Origin of the sequence: Caballeronia novacaledonica (assembly GCF_900258035.1) — a bacterium.
Lineage (GTDB): Bacteria > Pseudomonadota > Gammaproteobacteria > Burkholderiales > Burkholderiaceae > Caballeronia > Caballeronia novacaledonica.
In genome coordinates, this window is sequence record NZ_OGTP01000025.1 from 60106 (window position 1) to 79360 (window position 19255).

The window sequence follows — 19255 nt, forward strand, 5'->3', positions numbered from 1 at the left end:
GTGCCCGCGTGCGTGAAATTTTTGTGAACGGCGCTTGGCTTCAGTTCGGCTCGGCGCCGGCTGTCGATGTCCTCGCGGCCACGCGAAGCGCGTGTCTCGCACTGAGCGCGAGCAAGACGCACGACACCGCGTCGAACAGGAACAGCCCTCTCGGCCCGATGAATGTCATGAGCGCGGAAGCCAGCGTCGGTCCCGTCATGCCTCCGAGTGAAAAAAGCACGAGCAATGTCGCGGACACGGCGACGCGAAGATGCGACTCCGTGCGGTCCTGCACGTGCGACACGATGAGCCCGTACTGCGTGAACGTCACGGCGACGTAAGCCAGCGTCGCGCACCATGTGACGATACGGAAGTCGAAGCAGAACAAAATGACGCTGAGTATCGCCGAGACCGACGACGTCCATAAGACGAGACGCCTTCGGTCGATGCGGTCCGAGAGCCGGCCCATCGGATATTGAGGCAGCAGCGCGCCGATGAGCGCGACGCCCATGAACGTCGCGAGTTCTTCCGTCGTGAAGCCGGAGCGTTGCAGATAAACGGGCATCAGCGCGTAGAAGTTGCTGTAGATGAAGCCGGCGAGAATGCAGCCCGGCACGCCGAGCGGTGCAAGGGCCATCATTTCGCGAAGGCTTTCGCCCCAGGTTCGCGCGGGCACGCGATCGAGATTCGCGTCGTTGACTTTCGCGGGCCAGCCTTCCATCAGCGTGACCGGCAGCACCGCCGCGGCGAAGAGCGCCGCGCTGATCGAGAACTGCTGCGCGCCCGACCCCGCCCCGACATTCAACAGAAACTGTCCGCTGCCGACCGCCAGATAGTTGATGGCCGCATACAGGCCGAACACCTGTCCGCGTTTCTCGTTCTCGACCGTGCCGTTGAGCCAGCTTTCGACTGAGGTATAGAGGCCCATGAACGCGACGCCCGTCAGAAGGCGCACGCCGCCGAGCACCCAGGGCGACTGCGCCGCGCCGAAAGCGAGCGCGAGAATCGAGGCCGCCGCCGAGAACGCGACGAAGGTCCGATGCTGCCCGATGCGGTCGATGAGCCGCCGGTTGATCATGGCGCCCAGGATGAAGCCCGCGTAATAGCTCGACTGAATCAGACCGGTGACGAACGTCGAATAGCCCGATTGGAGAATGCGCAGGGGAATCAGCGTCTGAAAAAGGCCATTGCCCGCGACGAGCAACGCAAGTCCGAACAGCAGTCCGGCCAGCGCGCGCACGGTGCCGCGCGTGCCGGCACGCGCGTCGTGACCGGGATTCGCCGCCGCCGAGTCCGGCCACGGCGGCGTCTTGCGGCCCAGCAGCGCCGCTTCGTTCAGCGGCCCGGTGCGGCCGACCGCCGACGCGTCGTGCTCCTCACCGGTTTCGCTACTGTGTGACGCATTTCCGCGTGCTTCGTCCTCGTGCGCAAGTTGGTTCGCACCGGCGTTCGCTTTCTCTTTTTCGAGATGTGACATGACTACCTTGGGTTCGCTCAAGCCCCTACATCATGACAGAAGCGACCCGGTGCGATCCGGCGGCGCGGCCGTCATCGGCTGAACGAGGCACGTTACATCGCGGAGACTTGGCCGGTGCCGTTGCGTTTGGCGAAACAATACGCAGCGACAGCCTGCGTCAGCGCCATGCCTTGCAGTTCCTCCGGCGATGCCAGATGCGCGGCGACGATCTCGCGGTTATCGAGCCGCAACGCGGGCATGGCGTCGAGATGCAACTCGAAGAAATGCACGGTGTCTCGTCGTCCGTCCCAGATACCGCTGGCGCTGCCCGCGGCGATCAAGCCATGCGGCGAAAGACCGATCTCCTCCTCCATCTCGCGCAGCGCCGCCTGGTGCGGCGTCTCGCCCGCGTGAACGCTGCCGCCGGGGAAGTTCCATTCGGACCGGTACGACGACTTCAGGAGCAGAAGCGCCTGCCCGACGTAGATGGCGATCAACGCGCCTTCATGATGAGGCCGTCGAAGAGTCCACCATGCGCGAGCGAGCGGGAATGCGACGCGAAACATCACGCGCCAGACAGAATCGATGAGCCTGCCCGGTCGCGCTTGCTCGATGCTCGGCATGAATGCCCTCCTTGGGTTTTATCGGTGCCACGAATCATACCGACACGGCTTGAGCCATGTCGCCGCGCAGCCTGAACACTGCGACCGCATCACGCAGCGACGCAGCCTGTTCCGCAAGCGCATGCGCGGCCGCGGATGCCTCTTCGACCAGCGCGGCGTTCTGCTGCGTGACCTCGTCCATTTGCGTCACGGCGAGATTGACTTGCTCGATGCCGCTGCGCTGCTCTTCCGACGCCGCCGAAATCTCGCCCACGACGCCCGTCACGCGCTGCACGGAACCGACGATATCGGCGATGATGCCGCCCGCGTCGCGCACGAGCGCGGCTCCGGTTTCGACGCGATCGGTCGATTGTCCGATGAGCGCCTTGATCTCCTTCGCCGCCGATGCGCTGCGTTGCGCGAGCGAGCGGACTTCGGCCGCGACGACCGCGAAGCCGCGCCCTTCCTCGCCGGCGCGCGCGGCCTCGACCGCCGCATTCAGCGCGAGGATGTTGGTCTGAAACGCAATGGTATCGATGACGCCGATGATCTCGCCCATCTTGCCGGCGCTCTCGGAAATGCCGTGCATCGTCTGAATGACCTTCTCCATCGTTTCGCCGCCGGACGTGGCCGTTTGCCACGCGCTCTGCGTGACGGACGACGCCGCCGCCGCATGCTCCGCGTTCTGCCGCACGGTTGCGGTGATTTCCTCCATGCTGGCCGCCGTCTCCTGCAGTGACGCGGCCTGCTCCTCCGTACGCGACGACAGATCGAGATTGCCCGACGCGATCTGCGCGCTCGCCGTCGCCACGCTTTCGGCGCTGTGGCGCACGCGTCCGACCACCTGCGCGAGACTCGTCTGCATGTGCTTGAGCGCCGCGAGCAGTTCGGCGATTTCGTCCTTGCCGCGCGCATCGAATTCGAGCGACAAGTCTCCGGTCGCCACGGCCTGCGCGCAGCCCAACGCGCGATTGAGCGGGCGCGACACACTCCGGCTGAAGAGATAGCCGCCGATCAGCGCGAGCATCAGCACCACGAGCATCAGCGCGATGCTCGCGAACGACGCCTGTCGCGCGTCGCGGTCGGCGCGGGCGGAGACGCGCGCGCTGTCCGCGGCGATCTTCTTCGCCGCCTCGGCGAGCAGCGCGGCCGGTTCGCGGTCGACGCCCGCGACGGCGTTATCGCCCGCCGAAGGTTCGAAGTCCGCAGCCTTGAATGCTTCAAGACCACGTCGATAGCCCGCGCCCATCGCGACATGCGCGGACGCGAAGCGCTCGACCAGATCGCGGCTTTCGCCCGCCGGAAGCGTGCGCTTCAGTTCGTCCGCGAGTTTGCTCACCGCGCGTTCGCGCGTTTCGAACGCGCTCCAGTATTTCTCCAGTTTGGCCGGGTCCTTGCCGCGCAAAAGCGTGTCCTTCCACTCCTGCACCTGCAGCTTGAACGTGACGAGCATTTCCGAAACCATGCGCTCATTGGCGACGTTGGCGGCCACTTCGGTGCGATAGGCATCGATGGAACCGTTGAGCGCGAAGATGCCGTAGAGCGCGCCGGCCAGCATGAGAACGAGCGCGGCGGCGAACGCGAGAGGGATTTTGAGGCTGAGCTTCATCGGGGTAAGTAAGGATGGACGCGGTGAGCGCCGTTGGATGCGGATCGCTGGTTATCGGCAATCCCGAAGAAAACTGGAGAGCCTTCGACATTCGTCCGACCGAAGCACGCTTCACACCAATGCGCCCGCGCGACGATCAAATCGTGGACATTGCGTTCGCCTTGCGAAAATTCACTCGACGCCTACGTTCTTCGGCTCCGGGTCACGGAACTGTAATGTTGCGGTCTTAGCCTCGATTGACCCAACGAAGCTCAAATCGGAGCGAAGTGATGACACGCAAGCACTTGTGGTTGTCAGCGGTGACGGGCAGCGCCATGCTCTTCGGCTGTGGCGGACACGATTCCAACAATCCCAACCCGCCGCAAGCCACGCGAACGGTCATCATGGTCTGGGACGGCCTGCGTCCCGATTCGGTCACGCAGCAGGACACGCCGAACCTGTATGCGCTGCGTCAGGCAGGCGTCAATTTCGCCGACAACCATTCGACCTACCCCACGTTCACGATGATGAACGGATCGTCCTTCGCCACGGGATCGTTCCCGAAGACGAGCGGCTTCTACGGCAACACGTTCTGGACGCCGCCGCAGGGTGCGGGCAACACGATTCCGGTCGGCAGCTCGGCTGCGGGCACGAGTCAGGACTATGTCGATCCGGTCTTCACCGAGGACTATCAGGTTCTGACCACGCTCAACAACTACTACGGCGGCCAGCTTCTGCTCGTCAAGAGCCTGTTCGCCACGGCGCAGTCGGCGGGCATCACGACGGCGACCATCGGCAAATCGGGCGCGGCGTACATTCAGGATCTCGGTCGCGGCGGCTATTTCCTCGACGAAAACAGCGTGCTGCCGCGCAGCCTCGTCTCCGAGCTGCAGGCCGCGAACATCGCGCTGCCGAAGAACACGGTGTTCGGCTACTCGGGCGCGGACGCGGTGACGCTCGCCGCCAGCAACGGCGACCCGACCGCGCGCGCCGGTTACATCACGTTCAACACGACCGCCTACGATCCGGCGGGCGCAACCACCGTCGCCGCGCGCGACAGCACCGACACGACGCAAGGCGCGCCCGAAGATGCGGCCAACAAGTACATGATGTCCGTGTACACGCAATACATCCTGCCGAAGAAGCAGCCGATGCTCTCGCTCATCTGGTTCCGCACGCCGGACAACGTCGAGCACGGCTACGGTCCGGGCACGCCGAACATGAAGGCCGGGCTGCGTTCGCAGGACGCACGCCTCGGCGAGCTCATGGCGGGTCTCAAGGCCAACAATCTCGATACGACGACGAATGTCATCGTCGTCTCGGATCACGGGCATTCGACGGTGTCGGGGCCGCTCGCGCTCTATCCGCTGCGCACGATCAACGCCTCGGCGACGCCGCCGAGCGGCGCCGCCGTGAACGGGGCGACGAGCGGCACGGATGCGGCAACGCTCGGCGGCGCGAATCCGAGCGGCTATTCGTTCTCCGGCGACGTGCGCTCCGCCGACCTGCTGACGTATCGCGGCATGAAGGCGTATGACGGCTCGGGCTGCGTCACGTCCGCGATGTACGGCCTCAACGCGGCCAACGCGCCCACGGTTCCCGTCAAGGTCGATACCACCGGCGCGCTGTGCGGCACGGCCAACACGAAGTATCAGGCGATCAGCGCGACGCTGCCCACGCCCGTCGCGAGCTTCAAGGTGCCGGCGCCCGGCAGCCTGCCGGCGAACGGCATCGTGATCGCGGCGAACGGCGGCTCCGATTATTTCTACGTGCCGGGGCACGACGCCGCGACGGTGCAGAACCTCGTGAAGATACTTCAGCAGCGCGAAGAATTCGGCGCGATCTTCCTCGATAGCCGCTACGGCAATCTGCCCGGCACGCTGCCGATGTCGATGGTCAATCTGGAAAACGCCACGCGCCAGAACAACGGCCAGCCCGACGTGGTCGCGAGCTTCACGTGGGACGATCAGACGACGGTTCAAGGGCTGCCCGGCATCGAGTTCGAGAGCGTCGGCGGCCAGCGCGGCATGCACGGCAGCTTTGGCACCAACGACGTCCACAACACGCTCATCGCGAACGGGCCGTCGTTCAAGACTTCGTCGGTGGTCAGCACGCCGACCGGCAACGTCGATGTCGCGCCGACGGTCGCGCATCTGCTCGGCCTGTCGATGCCGCAAGCCGATGGCCGCATCATCAACGAGTCGCTGCAGAATCCGCCGGGCAATGCGAGCCCGCAGGTCGCGGCATCGACGATCACGCCGCCCGCGCCCGCGACCGGCCTGCGCTTCGAACTGCCGACGGACCCGACCGGCGCCACCGCCGATACGTCGCTCGCGAAGGGCACCTACACGATCAATCTGGCGGTCAAGGATTTGACCGTCGACAACAAGACGTACCGCTATTTCGATTATGCAAAGGCCATTCGCCAGTAAGGCGCGCATCGCGCTGATCGTCTGCATGGCGGCGTCGATGAACGCGTCGGCGGCGCCGCGCGATTCGAGCTTCGAGTCCGTGTTCTCGGTCAAAGGCGAACCGGCTAGCCTGTACTACAAGGTCCGCTTCGTCGCGAACGACGGACCGCACACGATGCAGATCTGGCGCGACGGCCAGACGCGCCTGCGCCGCCGCACCGACGACGCGCTCGACACGTACGTCATTCGCGACGCGGCGGATCCCGGCGAGTTCCAGATGATCGTCGTCGATTACGGCAAGCGCATCACGACGCGCATCGACCGGAACAATCTGGTGCGGCTCGGGCGCTTCATCGACTGGTTCGATCTGGCGCACGGACTGCGGCATCCGGTCGGCGAGTATCGGATCGCCGATGCGAGCGCGCCGCCGAAACTCGACGCGCCGGTCACGCAGTGCCGCTGGTACGAGATCCGCCAGGGCGACGCGGCGCATCGCGTCTGCTGGAGCCAGAGCGAGCGCTTGCCGATCGTGATCTGGTCTGCGTCGCGCGGCGAAGTATGGCGCGTGACGGCCGTCGACCGGCGCAGCATCGCGCCGGACACTTTCCGGCTGAACGACGCCGGATTCGTGCGCAACGACGCGAACGCCGACATCGACAGCGACTAGCTGCTCTTCGAGTCGTCGTGCAGCGAGTGCACGTTCCAGACCTTCGCGACCAGCCAGTGAAACAGCGAGTGGTCTTTTTCCGGCTCGACGGGCATCGGCGTCGTGAGCTTGCCGAGCTTGTCCTGCCGATACGCCAGCAACTGACACATCTGCTTCGCGACCTCGGAATGGTCCTTGAGGAACGACGTCATGTCGTCCTTGCCGAGCTGGAAGAGCACCGACGGCGTGAGCGTCGTGATGGACACGCGCATCGCGAGCCCGGCGAGCAGGCCCGCTTCGCCGAACGCCTCTCCCGGCCCGATGCGCGAGATTTCGCGATTGCTCGTCCCTTCCATGATCGACACCGACAGCGTGCCGGAGTGCACGATCGAAAGGCTGTCGGGCACGGTATCGGGCGCGAGGACCTGATGATTCGCCTGATATTCGTGTCGCGTGAGGCGCTTCGCCAGCTTCGATACTTCGTCGCCGGACAGGCTGTCGAACAGGCTCACGCGCGTCAGCAGCGCCTCTCTTCCGTCACGAGAATTGACGCTCGCCGCCGGCACGCCGAGCGCGCGCAACACGACCGATGCCGCCGCGAGATGCCGATAGCAGAGGTCGAAAAGTTCGTTGGACGCGGCCAGCTTCTTGTTCATGTCGTCGACGAAGGCCATCACCTCATACTGCACCGAGTTTGCCGTGGTGCGCTTCATGCGGGCAAACGGCGCCGGCGACGCGAGAATGATCTCGCAGCCGGTGAGCGCGCGCTCCAAAGCGTCGAGCACGGTCCTTGGCCGCGCCTCGGGTTCGATCTCCAGAACGATCGATAGCCCGTGGACGTCCCCCGGCTTGCTGTTATTGGTGATCTTCGCCTTCGCGGCGACGGCGTTCGGCACGATCAGCGTGTTGCCCTGACCGGTCAGCAGATGCGTCGCGCGCCAGTTCATCTCGATGACCTTGCCCTCGACGTCGTCGATCGTCACCCAGTCGCCGACCGCATACGGCTCCGTCGTGTTGATGACGATGCCCGCGAATACATCGCTCAGCGTGCTCTGAATCGCGAGGCCCAGCACGATGGCGAGCGCGCCGGACGTGGCGACGAGCCCCCGCACCGGCAATTCCAGCACGAAGCCGAGCGCGGCGACGGCCGCGGCGAGAAACACGACCGCGCCGAACACGTCCGAGAACAGGCGCTGCTTGCGCCATGCGCGCGGCAGCAGCAAGGTGTCGAGTGATAGAGACAGCAGACGCGCGCCCATCAGCCACCAGATGATTTCCAGAAGCTGTCCCAGCCAGTGAAGCTCGATCGCGCCGAAATCGGGCGCCTGAGTGAAAGGGCTCAGGCCGGTGGTGAAAAGTATCCAGCTTAGCGCGAAGAAGAGCGCGAGCCTGATGAAAAGCCGCGCGAGGTCATGCGCAGGCAGCCGGCCGCGCCACACGACGAGGTCCACGGCGACGATGGCGTAGCCCAGAATCAGCGGATATTTCACGGACGCTCCCGAATCGGCGACTTTCGAAGAATACAACTTGCAGGCCGTCATTTTTTGGTCTGATGTTTTTGCGGGCGTGACGCGAGACCGGGAACGCGGTTTGCCCGAACGTTCGATGCCTCACTTCTCGGGAAGACGCCATGAATACGCTGCGCATCGACCGGCTGCATCCGACGCAGATGACGCACGGCGAGCGTCAGATCCGGCTGAAGGTCGACCGGTATCGCGCATTGAGCGCGCACGATCTCGAGATGGCGATCGCGGAGAAACCGATCGACGTGGTGTTCGGGCCGGCCGGCGAGCCGTATGTGATCGACCATCATCATGTGGCGTGCGCGCTGGCGCGTATCGGCGTGAAGGAAGTGCCGTTCGTGCTCGTGAGGGACTGGTCGTCGCTCACGCACGCCGCATTCTGGCTCGCGATGGAAAACCACGCGTGGGTCTATCCCTACGACGCGGACGGCCGGCGCATTGCGTTCAAGGACATGCCCGTGCACATGTGGGACGCGGTGAACGACGAGTTCCGCAGTCTCGCGGCCTTCGCGCGCGCGTCGGGCGGCTATGAAAAGACCGACGTGCCGCTCGCCGATTTCCGCTGGGCCGATTTCTTTCGCGCGCATTTCCCCCGACCGAACGACGATGCGCAATTCGACGCGCTCGTCCCACGCGCGCGCGATCTCGCCCGCAGCGCCGCCGCCGCGGGCTTGCCGGGCTTCATCGGCTGATGCGGACTTTACTCCGCCGGTGGCGTCGCCTATCTTCCTTAAGCAGTTGCCGCACCTGATCCCAAGGTCAAACTACCTGCGCCGAACATGGATGATTCGCCGGACGCGCCCGAATCTCGCCGCGGCGGGAGCTTCGGCGTCTCGTGGCCCGATCTGGCCGTCTCCGTCGCGGTGATGGCGGCGGCGATCGTCGTGGTGATCTGGGTCGCGATACGCCTCATCCGTCCCGCGCCGCCCGATACGCTGACGATCTCCTCCGGTCCGGAATACAGCCGCTTCTGGTTCGTCGCTGAAAAGTACAAGGAGATTCTCGCGCGCAACGGCGTGACGCTGAACGTGCTGACGTCGACGGGCACGCTGGACAACCTCACGCGGCTCGCCGATCCCGCCGGCCGCGTGGATCTCGGCTTCGTGCAGAGCGGGCTCACGAGCGTTTCGAACGTGCTCTCGCCCGATACGCGTCACGCGGGTCTGATGTCGCTCGGCACCGTCAGCAACTGGCCGCTCTTCGTGTTCTATCGCGGGCCCGTGCTGACGCGGCTTTCGGAATTCAAGGGCAAGCGGCTCGCCATCGGCCGCGAAGGCAGCGGCACGCGGCAGATCGTGCTCCTGCTGCTGAAGACGAACGGCGTCGAAGCCAACAAGAACGCACGGATGCTGCCGATCGAAGGCGAGGACGCGGTGAATGCGCTGCTCGCGGGCACGATCGACGCGGCCTTCCTGAGGCTGGATTCCGCGCGCGACACGCTCATGCAGAAAATGATCCGCACCGCCGACATCCGCCTTTTCGACTTCACGCAAGCGAAGGCCTACACACGCGCCTTTCCGTTTCTGAGCCAGTTCGAAGTGCCTATGGGCGCGTTCGATCTCGCCGACAACCTTCCTCCCGAATCCACGAAAACCATCGAGACGACCATCGAGCTGGTCGCGCGGGACACGCTGCATCCCGCGCTGTCGGATCTGATCATCGAGGCGGCCGGCGAGGTCCACGGCGGCGCGGGCCTCCAGCAGGACGCGGGCGAGTTTCCCGCGCCGGTCGCGCACGACTTCCCGTTGAGTCCGGATGCCGCGCGCTATTACAAGTCCGGCAAGAGTTTCGTCTACAGGACCATGCCGTTCTGGCTCGCGAGCCTCGCGGACCGGCTCATCGTGCTGGTGGTGCCGATCGTCGTCGTATTGGTGCCGGCGTTGCGATACCTGCCGCCGCTCTATGCGTGGCGCGTCAAGTCGCGTTTTTATCGGCGCTACGGCGAACTGGTTGCGCTGGAACGCGGCGTGTTCGGCGATCCGTCCGAATCGAATTACGTCAGGTTCGCCACGAAGCTCGACGAGATCGAGAAAGACCTCAACAGGCTGCGAATGCCGCTCGCTTACGCCGACTCGTTCTACGCGCTGCGCGAACACATCAGCTATGTGCGCTCGCAGGTCGAGGCATTGCGACGCACCGGCGACGTCTGACCGGCGCATCGTGTGGAGCATGCGCTGGATCAAACAGCGCCTTTTAGTCGAAGCGTAAGATGTTCCGGCCACGCGGTGAAGCGCCGATCTTTCGCAAGCAGTACGGATCACTCACGTTGTGCCGAAGTCCTTAACCGGAAGGAGAAATTCATGACCGAAATGATGAAAGCCGCTGTCTTCATCGAGCCGGGCCGTATCGAACTCGCCGACAAACCCATCCCCGGCATCGGCGCGAACGACGCGCTCGTGCGCATCACCACCACCACGATCTGCGGCACCGACGTCCACATCCTGAAGGGCGAATACCCCGTCGCCAAGGGCTTGACGGTCGGACACGAGCCCGTTGGCGTGATCGAAAAACTGGGCAGCGCGGTCGTGGGCTATGAGGAAGGTCAACGCGTGATCGCCGGCGCCATCTGTCCCAACTTCAACTCCTACGCCGCGCAGGACGGCGTCGCGTCGCAGGACGGCAGCTATCTGATCGCTCGCGGCCAGTGCGGCTGTCACGGCTACAAGGCGACGGCCGGCTGGCGTTTCGGCAACATGATCGACGGCACGCAGGCCGAATATGTCCTCGTGCCCGACGCGCAGGCGAACCTCGCGCCGATCCCCGACGGCCTGACCGACGAGCAGGTGCTCATGTGCCCCGACATCATGTCCACGGGCTTCAAGGGCGCGGAGAACGCCAACATCCGGATCGGCGACACGGTGGCCGTGTTTGCGCAAGGGCCGATCGGCCTGTGCGCGACGGCGGGGGCCCGCCTGCTCGGCGCCACCACGATCATCGCGGTGGACGGCAACGATCATCGCCTCGACATGGCGCGCAAGATGGGCGCCGATGTCGCGCTCAACTTCAAGAACTGCGATGTCGTGGACGAAATCCTCAAGCTCACCGGCGGACGCGGCGTGGATTCGTCGATCGAGGCGCTCGGCACGCAGGGCACGTTCGAATCGGCGCTGCGCATTCTCAAGCCGGGCGGCACGCTGTCGAGTCTTGGCGTGTACTCGTCCGATCTGACGATTCCGCTCGGCGCCTTCGCCGCCGGTCTCGGCGACCACAAGATCAACACCGCGCTGTGCCCCGGCGGCAAGGAGCGAATGAGGCGTCTCATGAACGTGATCCGGTCCGGGCGTGTCGAGCTTGGCGCGCTGGTCACGCATCATTACAAGCTGGACGATATCGTCGCCGCATACGATCTCTTTGCCAATCAGCGGGACGGCGTGCTCAAAGTGGCGATCAAACCGTTCTGAGCGACGCGGGCCGTCCGTCCGCAAACGCCAACACAATGGCGGAAATGACGCGCCGGAAGTGCTATCTTTCGGTTCAATCGAGGTCACAAAGGGGACGGCCATGATCTTGTACGCAGCCGGCACAGGCTTATACGAAGCGAAACGCGCCCTGCTTGAGTCGGTCGATCCTTCCGGTCTGAAGGTTCCGAGATTCTTTTCCACTTCGGAGCAGCTCGTCACGTTCCTGAGCAAGGCGCCCGACCTGAAATTCGCGCTCTCCGCAGTCGGACCGATTACCGGCGCGGACAACCTGCTCATGGAGAGCGCGCTCGACGCCTACGGACCGCAATTCGGCGACGTCCTGTGCGGCCTCATCATGTATGACGGTGCGAAAAACCAGGTGCTGACCGTCGGGTCGTACACACCCGGCGATCTCGGCCGCATTTTCGGAGGCTGAGGGCCGGCGTGCCTTCGGCGGATGCGTGATCGAACGCTGCGCAGAACCCTCAATTCTGCAGAATCTTCGATCCCTTCATCACGATATCGCTGTCGGCTTTCACGTTGATCTTGCCGCTGCCGGTGACCGTAATGTCCTTGCCCTTGATCTGAATGGTCCCGTCTTTTTTCATCGTAATGCTCGCGTCGCCGGTGACGAGCGTGATCGAATCGGCCGCGCTGATCTTCAGGTTCTTCCCGACAGTCAGCGTATCGTCTTCCGTGACCGATGTCGTGCGCGCCCTTTTCACCGTGCTCGACTGCGCGCCGTCGATCGTCTCGCCCATATCCTTGCCGACCGTCACGGTCTGGCCGCCGGTGACGCCGAGCGTCTGATTGCCGCCGACCGTGGTCTTCTGATCGCCGGTGACATCGACGGTCTGATTCGCGCCCACGCTCACGTTCTGATACGCGACGATCTTCACCGTCTGATACGCGCCGATGCCGATTTCCTGCGCGGCGCCCACCGTGATCGTCTCGTTGAGGCCGACGAGATGCGTTCGCTGCAACAGCACGTTCGCGGTTTCCGTCATCTTCACGAGGATCGAGCGATTCTGGCCGATCGTGATGTTCTCGTTGCCGCCGACCGTTTCCGTCCGGTTCGCGACGATCGCGATGGTCTCGTTGTTGCCGACCTTCTCGTTGCGATCGACGACCACTTCGATCTTCTCGTTGTTGCCCACGGTTTCGGTGCGGTCATGCTTCACGACGGTCGTCTCGTCGTGATCGACATTCTTCTTGCGGTCACGCCCGACCCAGTGCGTTTCGTCGTTCTCGACTTCGATGCTCTGATCCTTCTCCGCGTGAATCAAGACCTGCTCGGCGCCCTTCTTGTCCTCGAAGCGCAGTTCGTTGCAGTTCGCGCCGCTGCCGCCCTTGCTCGACCGGCTTTTGATGCCCGACTGCGTCATGTTCGCGGGCAAGTCGTAGGGCGGCATCTGCTCGGCGTTGTACACGCGGCCCGTGATGATCGGCCGGTCCGGATCGCCTTCCAGAAAATCGACGATCACTTCCTGCCCCATGCGCGGAATCGCCACCGCGCCCCAGCCCTTGCCCGCCCAAGGCTGCGACACGCGAATCCAGCACGAACTGTTTTCGTCGCGCTTGCCTTGCCGGTCCCAGAAAAATTGCACTTTCACGCGGCCATATTGATCCGTGTAGATCTCGTCGCCGCCCGGACCGACGACGACCGCCGTCTGCGGCCCCTGCACGAACGGCTTGCGGGCGCTGCGGGCGGGTGCGAAAGCCTGCTTCGCGTCGATCGCGGAAAACCAGCATTCGCAGCGATTCGCCTGCGCGCCGTCGAAGGCTTCGTAATCGGCGAGCTCGATTTCATAGCGCGTGCGCGTGACGAGATACTGCGCGTTCTGATCCGCGCGCGGATGCCGCGTCAGCTTGAGCAGCGCGCCCGCGCGCACGCTCCGGCTGTTGGTGCGCGCCTCGACCTGATGCCAGTTGAGGTCGGGATCGTCGGGCACGCTGCCTTCCACGCGCCATTCTTCCGCGCGCGTTTTCGCGCGGCTCGCGCCGTGGTCCGCTTCGACATAGCCGCCCGGATAATCGAAATGTTCGAGTCCGGAAAACGCGTCGAAGCCTTGCATGTGCTTCACGGCCTGCTTCTGCAACTGCCGCGACGGATGCTTGAAGTCGTAGTCGGTGAGCAGCCAGTTGCGCGTTTCGATCGCGTGATTCGTGCGCCACTCGCTCACATAGTCGATATCGGGCGCGCCGGCCAGCACCGCGCCGTACGGCAGCGATTCGCAACCCGCGACGCTTTCGTGCGCGGCGAGCGTATCGGTGAGAATCAGCGATTCCTTGCCGTCCTTGTCCTGAATCCAGTAGTAGATGCCTTCGTCTTCGAGCAGCCGGCTGACGAAATTGAAATCCGATTCCCGATATTGCACGCAGTATTCGCGCGCCGGATGCGCGCGCGTGCCGGCCTTCCACTTGATCTCGCCGAATTCGAGGCCTTTGTAGACGGGATCGGCGAAGACGGCCTTCACGATCTCTTCGACCGTCTTGTTCTGAAAAATGCGGCAGTTGCTGCGCCGCGCGAGCAGCCACAGCCACGGCCGCACCGCCGCTTCGTAGACGTGCAGCCGGCCGCGCATGCCGGTTTGCCTGAAGCCGACGACATAGCCGCCGAACACGCGCGGCTTCGCCTTCGGCACGCTGAGCGACACGCTCACGCGCTTGCCCAGGATGCGGCCGAAGTCGAGGTCCGCGCGCTTCGAGACGAGCGTCAGCTCGACGCGCGGCATGCGGCCGAGCTCCGCGCAGGCGCGCACGCCGAGGATGCGCAGATCGTCGCCGAGCGGGGTATCGACGGTGACGAGCGGGCTTTGAGCGGCGGCATCGTTGGGCATCGGCGCTCCGGCCTGGCGGCGTCAGGGTTCAGCGCACTTCGGTGCTGCGCACGTCCCAGCCGAACTTCACGGCGCCGCCCAGCGCGCCCTTGTCGTCCTGCGGCTTGTATTCGAACTCGATGTCCGCGTAACTCAGATCGACGGTCTGCTCCGGATGCCCGCCCGGCACGCAGAGCAGCGCGATCTTCGTCACGGTGACCTGCTTCATCGTGACGGTCAGGAATTCCTTCTGCCCTTCGCCCGCCTTGCTGACGGTGAGCTTCGCGCTCGGCATGTGCTTGCCGCTCGCGCAATTCTTCTTGAGCGTGGGCGCCGACTTGTCGTACTGATGCACGAACTGGAAGACGCCCGGACACGCCTTGCCGATGCCGCTGCCGCTGCCGGTCATCGGATTGCTCGCGTTCGTCACGCCCCAGTTGAAGCTCAGCACTTCGATCTGCCCTTCCGCGCCCTTGTGCTTCGATTCGCCGTCGATTCCATCGATCTTCAGATAGCAGTCGGTCGTAGCCATGTGTTCCTCCGTCGTGATCGGCCTTCGCTGCACGCGGCCCGCGCATGCAATGCAACGGTTAAACGAACCGGGTCCGCCGTTTTTGAATTTCAAAATCGCCCGATGCGCGCCGTCTTATCTGCGCAACGTCGTTCAACGGATCAGCACGATGCCAACCTCCGACCCGCGCTCCGACAGCATTCTCACGATCGACGCCCTACGCCAGTTCGATCAACTCGCGCTCGCGGATTCGGACGACATGTTTCTGCACGTCGTGCCCAAGCGCAGCAACACGCCGGTGAAAGGCGAAGCGGCCAAGCGCGGCGACTGGGACACGCCGATGCAAGTCCACGGCTGGCGCTGGGCGCAAGGCTACGACGCCGCGCCGCTCGCCGCCGCGCTCAACGCCAACGACATGCGCGTGACGGCGCTTTGCGTCATCAAGTCGGTCGACTCGGCGTCGCCCGTGCTCGCGCGGCTGTGCGCGCAGGCGGAATTGCTCTCGCTCGCGCATATCCGCTGCTTCAAGTCGGCGGGCACGGACCACGGCGTGCAGATCGAATATCTGTCGATGAAGCTGGAGCAGGCCTATATCCGCAACTATCACATTTACACGAGCACACGCCTCGCGCGTCTGTGCGAAGTGTTCGAGCTGGCGGCGCAGCAGATCACGATGACCTGCGCGCCGCAGACCGAAACCGGCAGCCGCGGCGCCGACGTCACTTTTGCGCTCGACGTCTCCGCGCGCCGCGTGGGCTAGAAGAGGTTCAGCGCCGATGAACGAGCCCAACGCCGCCGACCGCCTGCAACCGACGCTCCTCGACCGCCTGATCGACGACGATCCCGCCGCGCGCGCCGATCCCGCCGGCGAGCGCTTCATGACGCATCGCGGGCTGCGCGCGGCGGTGCTGCGCGACGTGTCCTGGCTCTTCAACACGACCAACCTCGGCGGCGCGATTGCCCAGGAAAGCTTTCCGCACGCGTTCGCGTCGGTGCTCAATTACGGCTTGCCGTGCCTGTCGGGGCGCTTTGCATCGACGATCGACACGGTGCTGCTCGAATCGGCCATCCGCCAGGCGATCGAGCGCTTCGAGCCGCGCATCGATCCATCGACGCTGGAAATCGAGCCCGTGCTCGACCGCTCGGTGCTCGACATGCACAACCAGATCGCGCTCGTGATCCGCGGCCTCCTGTGGGCGCAGCCGGTGCCGCTGGAATTCGCGCTGCGCACGGAGATCGATCTGGAGGAAGGCGGCATCACGGTCATGGAACTGCCGCGCTGACGGCCCGCCCGGACGACCCGCACATGGACCCGCGCCTGCTGCGCCACTACAACACCGAACTCGCGCATCTGCGGGAAATGGGCGCGGAGTTCGCGGAGCAGTTTCCGAAGATCGCGGTGCGGCTCGGGATGAGCGGCATCGACGTGGCCGATCCGTATGTCGAGCGCCTGCTCGAAGGCACGGCGTTTCTCGCCGCGCGCGTGCAGTTGAAGATCGAAGAGGAGTTTCCGCGCTTCACGCAGCAACTCGCACACGTCGTGCTGCCGCAGGCCGCCTGCCCGACGCCCTCGATGCTGATCGCCCGCCTCGCGCCCGATTTCGTGAGCCCCAATCTCGCCGAAGGCTTCACGGTGCCGCGCGGCACCGCGCTCATCGCCCGGCATGCCGCGAGCGCGCACACGACGCCTTGCGAATTCCGCACCGGCGCCGATCTCACGCTCTGGCCGATCGAACTCGCCGAAGCGCGCTATTTCGCGCGGATGCAGGATCTGCCGCTCGCCGCGCTGCCCGCGACGCAGGCGCTCGCGCATCGCGTGAAGGGCGCGCTGCGCATCCGGCTCACGACGCCCGAGGGTTTGTCTTTCGACGCGCTGCGTCCCGACGCGCTGAGCCTCTATTTCGCGGGCAGCGACGAAACAGCGTATCGCCTGTACGAACTGGTGATGGCGGGCACGCTCGCCGTCGTCGTATCGACGCCCGAGCGGCCGAGCCGCGCGCTCGCCGCGTTGCCCGCCGAAGCCGTCACGCCCGCCGGCTTCGGCGATGGCGAAGCGCTCTTGCCCGTCACGCCGAACGCGTTTCAGGGATACCGGCTGCTGCACGAGTATTTCGCGCTGCCCGAACGCTTTCGCTTCGCGCGCGTCGCCGGCCTCGCCGATGTCTTGCCGTCGTTCGCGTCGCGCGAAATCGAACTGACGTTTCTGCTCGCGAGCGGCGATGCGTCGCTGGAGCGAATCGTCACGAAAGACAACGTGCTGCTCGACTGCGTGCCCGCGATCAATCTCTTCCCGAAGCATGCCGACCGCGCGCTCGTCACGGACGCCGCCGCGCGTTTTCATGTCGTGCCGGACCGCACGCATTCGCTCGACTTCGAAGTGCATTCCGTCACCGGCGTGTCGGGTTACGGCGCGAGCGACGACACCGAGCAGGTGTTTCATCCGTTCTACGCGGATTTTCTGACGGACCGTCCCGGCGACGCCGCCTATTTCACGACCGAGCGCGAGCCGCGCATCGTGCCGGCGGGACGGCGCAAGAGCGGTGCGCGCACCGAGTACATCGGCAGCGAAACGTATGTGTCGATCGTCGATCCGAACGCGGCGCCGTATCGCGGCTCGCTGCGGCAACTGACGTTCGCGACGCTCTGCACGAATCGCGATCTGCCGCTGACGATGCCGCCGAGCGCGACAGGCAACGATTTCTCGCTCGAAATCGCCGCGCCCGTGAGCGCCGTGCGCTGCGTGAGCGGCCCGTCGCGGCCCGCGCCCGCGAACCTCGACGCGGCCCGGAGCTGGCGGCTGATCGATCAGTTGTCGCTGCATTATCTGTCGATGTGCAACGGCCCGCGCGAAGCCGCCGCGGCGCTGCGCGCGCTGTTGATGCTGCACGTACCGGACGCGGATCAGGCCGCCAAGGCGCAGGTCGCGGGCGTCGTCGCCGTGGATGCGCAAGGCGTCGTGCGCCGCCTGCCGATGCCCGGCCCGATCGCGTTCGGGCGCGGCCTGCTGATCGACGTGCACGTCGACGATCTCGCTTTTCAGGGCGGCAGCGCGTGGCTCTTCGGCTGCGTGCTCGACCGCTTTTTCGCGCGCTACGTGTCGATCAACGCGTTCGTGCAGACGGCGCTGCGCACGAGCGCGCGCGGCGAGATTCTGCGGCTGCCACCACGATGCGGCACGAGAACGATCTTCTGAGCGCGGCGGCGGCGTCCGAAGCGCCGCCGGAAGCCACGCACGCGCTCTTCGATCTCTTCGATGCGGTCGCGGCCGAGCCGCATCGGCATGATTTCTATCGCGTGATGCGGCACGTCGAAGCGCTCACGCCGCACTTGCCACGCCTTGGCAGCGGCGCGCGTCCCGCCGACGAGCCGATTCGACTCGCGCAGGACGTGTCGCTCGCATTCGCGCCCGCGCCGCTCGCCGCGCTGAAACGCGAGCGCGACGACCGCGCGCCGCGTCTCGAACAGCGCTTTTTCGGCTACCTCGGCCCGAATGGCCCGTTGCCGCTGCACCTGACGGATTTCGCCCGCGAACGCGCGCTGCATCACGGCGACACGGCGTTCGCGCGACTGCTCGATGCGCTGCTGCATCGCTTTCTGCTGCTGTTTTATCGCGCGTGGGCGCAGGGACGGCCGGTGACCGGGCTGGATCGTCCGGGGCACGACCGCTTCGCGTTCTACGCGGGCGCGCTGATCGGCATCGCGGATGACGCGAGCCGTCATCGCGACGCGGTTTCGGATCACGCGAAGCTGCATTTCGCCGGCCTCTGGAACATGCAGACGCGCCCCGCCGACGCGCTCGAAGCGATCGCCGGCGCGCTGTTGCGCGTGCCGGTGCGCGTCGAGCCGTATCGCGGACACTGGATGACGCTGCAGCGCGAGGAACGCACGGCGCTGCGGCATCGTGCGGCGCGCTTTTCCGGCGATGCGTCCGGTCTCGCGCCACTCGGACGCGGCGCCGTGCTCGGCCGCGCGGTGTGGGACCGGCAGCACGCGTTCCGTCTCGTGATCGGGCCGCTGTCGCTTGCGCAGTTCGAAACGCTGTTGCCGGGCGGCGCCGCGCTGCCGACGCTCGTCGCCGTGGTTCGCCAGCATCTGAACGGCGAGTTCGCGTGGGACGCGCAACTCGTGCTCGCCGCCGGCGACGTGCCGACCGCGCGGATCGGCCGTTACGGGCGCCTCGGCTATTCGGCGTGGCTCGGACGCGCCGCGCGACACGCCGATTGCGCCGATCTCGCGCTCGACGCCGACGCGCATCTTTCGTAACGGACGCGCGGCCTTGCAAAATCCCCGTCGCTGCGCCGTCTTATCGAAGGGAGACG

General features: G+C 65.3%; 16 protein-coding genes. 10 read left to right on the forward strand and 6 right to left on the reverse strand.

Going from position 1 to position 19255, the window contains the following annotated elements; all coding sequences use genetic code 11:
• Positions 1 to 40 precede the first annotated feature (40 nt).
• From NOV72_RS26430 to NOV72_RS26440, 3 genes are all read right to left on the reverse strand, one after another.
• Positions 41 to 1456, reverse strand: coding sequence for an MFS transporter (locus NOV72_RS26430; RefSeq protein ID WP_106857491.1), 1416 nt, complete (start codon positions 1454 to 1456; stop codon positions 41 to 43).
• A gap of 92 nt (positions 1457 to 1548) precedes the next feature.
• A complete protein-coding gene (locus tag NOV72_RS26435; protein ID WP_106857492.1) occupies positions 1549 to 2058 on the reverse strand; it encodes an NUDIX domain-containing protein in 510 nt (169 codons plus the stop codon).
• 34 nt (positions 2059 to 2092) lie between these two features.
• A complete protein-coding gene (locus tag NOV72_RS26440) occupies positions 2093 to 3646 on the reverse strand; it encodes a methyl-accepting chemotaxis protein (protein ID WP_106857493.1) in 1554 nt (517 codons plus the stop codon).
• Between the two features lie 269 nt (positions 3647 to 3915).
• On the opposite strand from NOV72_RS26440, the gene NOV72_RS26445 reads away from it, so the two are divergent.
• Positions 3916 to 6057, forward strand: a complete 2142-nt coding sequence (locus tag NOV72_RS26445) for an alkaline phosphatase family protein (RefSeq protein ID WP_106857494.1) — start codon at positions 3916 to 3918, stop codon at positions 6055 to 6057.
• A complete protein-coding gene (locus NOV72_RS26450; RefSeq protein WP_106857495.1) occupies positions 6035 to 6703 on the forward strand; it encodes a hypothetical protein in 669 nt (222 codons plus the stop codon). Before NOV72_RS26445 ends, NOV72_RS26450 begins: the two co-directional genes overlap by 23 nt.
• Here the strand turns inward: NOV72_RS26450 and NOV72_RS26455 are convergent.
• Complete coding sequence (locus NOV72_RS26455; RefSeq protein ID WP_106857519.1) at positions 6700 to 8172, reverse strand: mechanosensitive ion channel family protein; 1473 nt, start codon at positions 8170 to 8172, stop codon at positions 6700 to 6702. The genes NOV72_RS26450 and NOV72_RS26455 overlap by 4 nt on opposite strands.
• A gap of 140 nt (positions 8173 to 8312) precedes the next feature.
• On the opposite strand from NOV72_RS26455, the gene NOV72_RS26460 reads away from it, so the two are divergent.
• The 4 genes from NOV72_RS26460 to NOV72_RS26475 all read left to right on the forward strand — a co-directional run bounded on the left by NOV72_RS26460 (position 8313) and on the right by NOV72_RS26475 (position 12042).
• Complete coding sequence (locus NOV72_RS26460) at positions 8313 to 8897, forward strand: ParB-like protein (protein WP_106857496.1); 585 nt, start codon at positions 8313 to 8315, stop codon at positions 8895 to 8897.
• An 87-nt stretch (positions 8898 to 8984) separates the two neighbouring features.
• A complete protein-coding gene (locus NOV72_RS26465) occupies positions 8985 to 10355 on the forward strand; it encodes a TAXI family TRAP transporter solute-binding subunit (RefSeq protein WP_106857497.1) in 1371 nt (456 codons plus the stop codon).
• Between the two features lie 150 nt (positions 10356 to 10505).
• Complete coding sequence (locus NOV72_RS26470) at positions 10506 to 11606, forward strand: NAD(P)-dependent alcohol dehydrogenase (protein ID WP_106857498.1); 1101 nt, start codon at positions 10506 to 10508, stop codon at positions 11604 to 11606.
• A gap of 100 nt (positions 11607 to 11706) precedes the next feature.
• On the forward strand, positions 11707 to 12042 hold the full coding sequence (locus tag NOV72_RS26475; RefSeq protein WP_106857499.1) for a hypothetical protein: 336 nt from the start codon (positions 11707 to 11709) through the stop codon (positions 12040 to 12042).
• 49 nt (positions 12043 to 12091) lie between these two features.
• Here the strand turns inward: NOV72_RS26475 and NOV72_RS26480 are convergent, their stop codons facing one another.
• Together NOV72_RS26480 and NOV72_RS26485 are read right to left on the reverse strand one after the other, a co-directional pair.
• The gene (locus tag NOV72_RS26480) at positions 12092 to 14446 is read right to left on the reverse strand and encodes a type VI secretion system Vgr family protein (protein ID WP_106857500.1); all 2355 of its coding nucleotides are present in this window, start codon (positions 14444 to 14446) and stop codon (positions 12092 to 12094) included.
• Between the two features lie 28 nt (positions 14447 to 14474).
• Entirely contained in the window at positions 14475 to 14957 is a 483-nt protein-coding gene (locus NOV72_RS26485) for an Hcp family type VI secretion system effector (RefSeq protein ID WP_106857501.1), read from the reverse strand.
• Positions 14958 to 15105: 148 nt separating this feature from the next.
• Here NOV72_RS26485 and NOV72_RS26490 point away from each other — a divergent pair, with 148 nt between their 5' ends.
• The 4 genes from NOV72_RS26490 to tssG are packed head-to-tail and all read left to right on the forward strand — an operon-like array spanning position 15106 to position 19199.
• Positions 15106 to 15696, forward strand: coding sequence for a type VI secretion system tube protein Hcp (locus NOV72_RS26490; protein WP_106857520.1), 591 nt, complete (start codon positions 15106 to 15108; stop codon positions 15694 to 15696).
• Positions 15697 to 15712: 16 nt separating this feature from the next.
• Positions 15713 to 16219 carry a type VI secretion system baseplate subunit TssE gene (gene tssE, locus NOV72_RS26495; protein WP_106857502.1) on the forward strand — a complete coding sequence of 169 codons (507 nt, stop codon included), beginning with the start codon at positions 15713 to 15715 and terminating at the stop codon, positions 16217 to 16219.
• A 23-nt stretch (positions 16220 to 16242) separates the two neighbouring features.
• Positions 16243 to 18129: a type VI secretion system baseplate subunit TssF gene (tssF, locus tag NOV72_RS26500; protein ID WP_106857503.1), complete on the forward strand. Its 1887-nt coding sequence runs from the start codon at positions 16243 to 16245 to the stop codon at positions 18127 to 18129.
• Positions 18105 to 19199 carry a type VI secretion system baseplate subunit TssG gene (gene tssG, locus NOV72_RS26505; protein ID WP_106857504.1) on the forward strand — a complete coding sequence of 365 codons (1095 nt, stop codon included), beginning with the start codon at positions 18105 to 18107 and terminating at the stop codon, positions 19197 to 19199. The genes tssF and tssG overlap by 25 nt, the downstream gene beginning before the upstream one ends.
• Positions 19200 to 19255 lie beyond the last annotated feature (56 nt).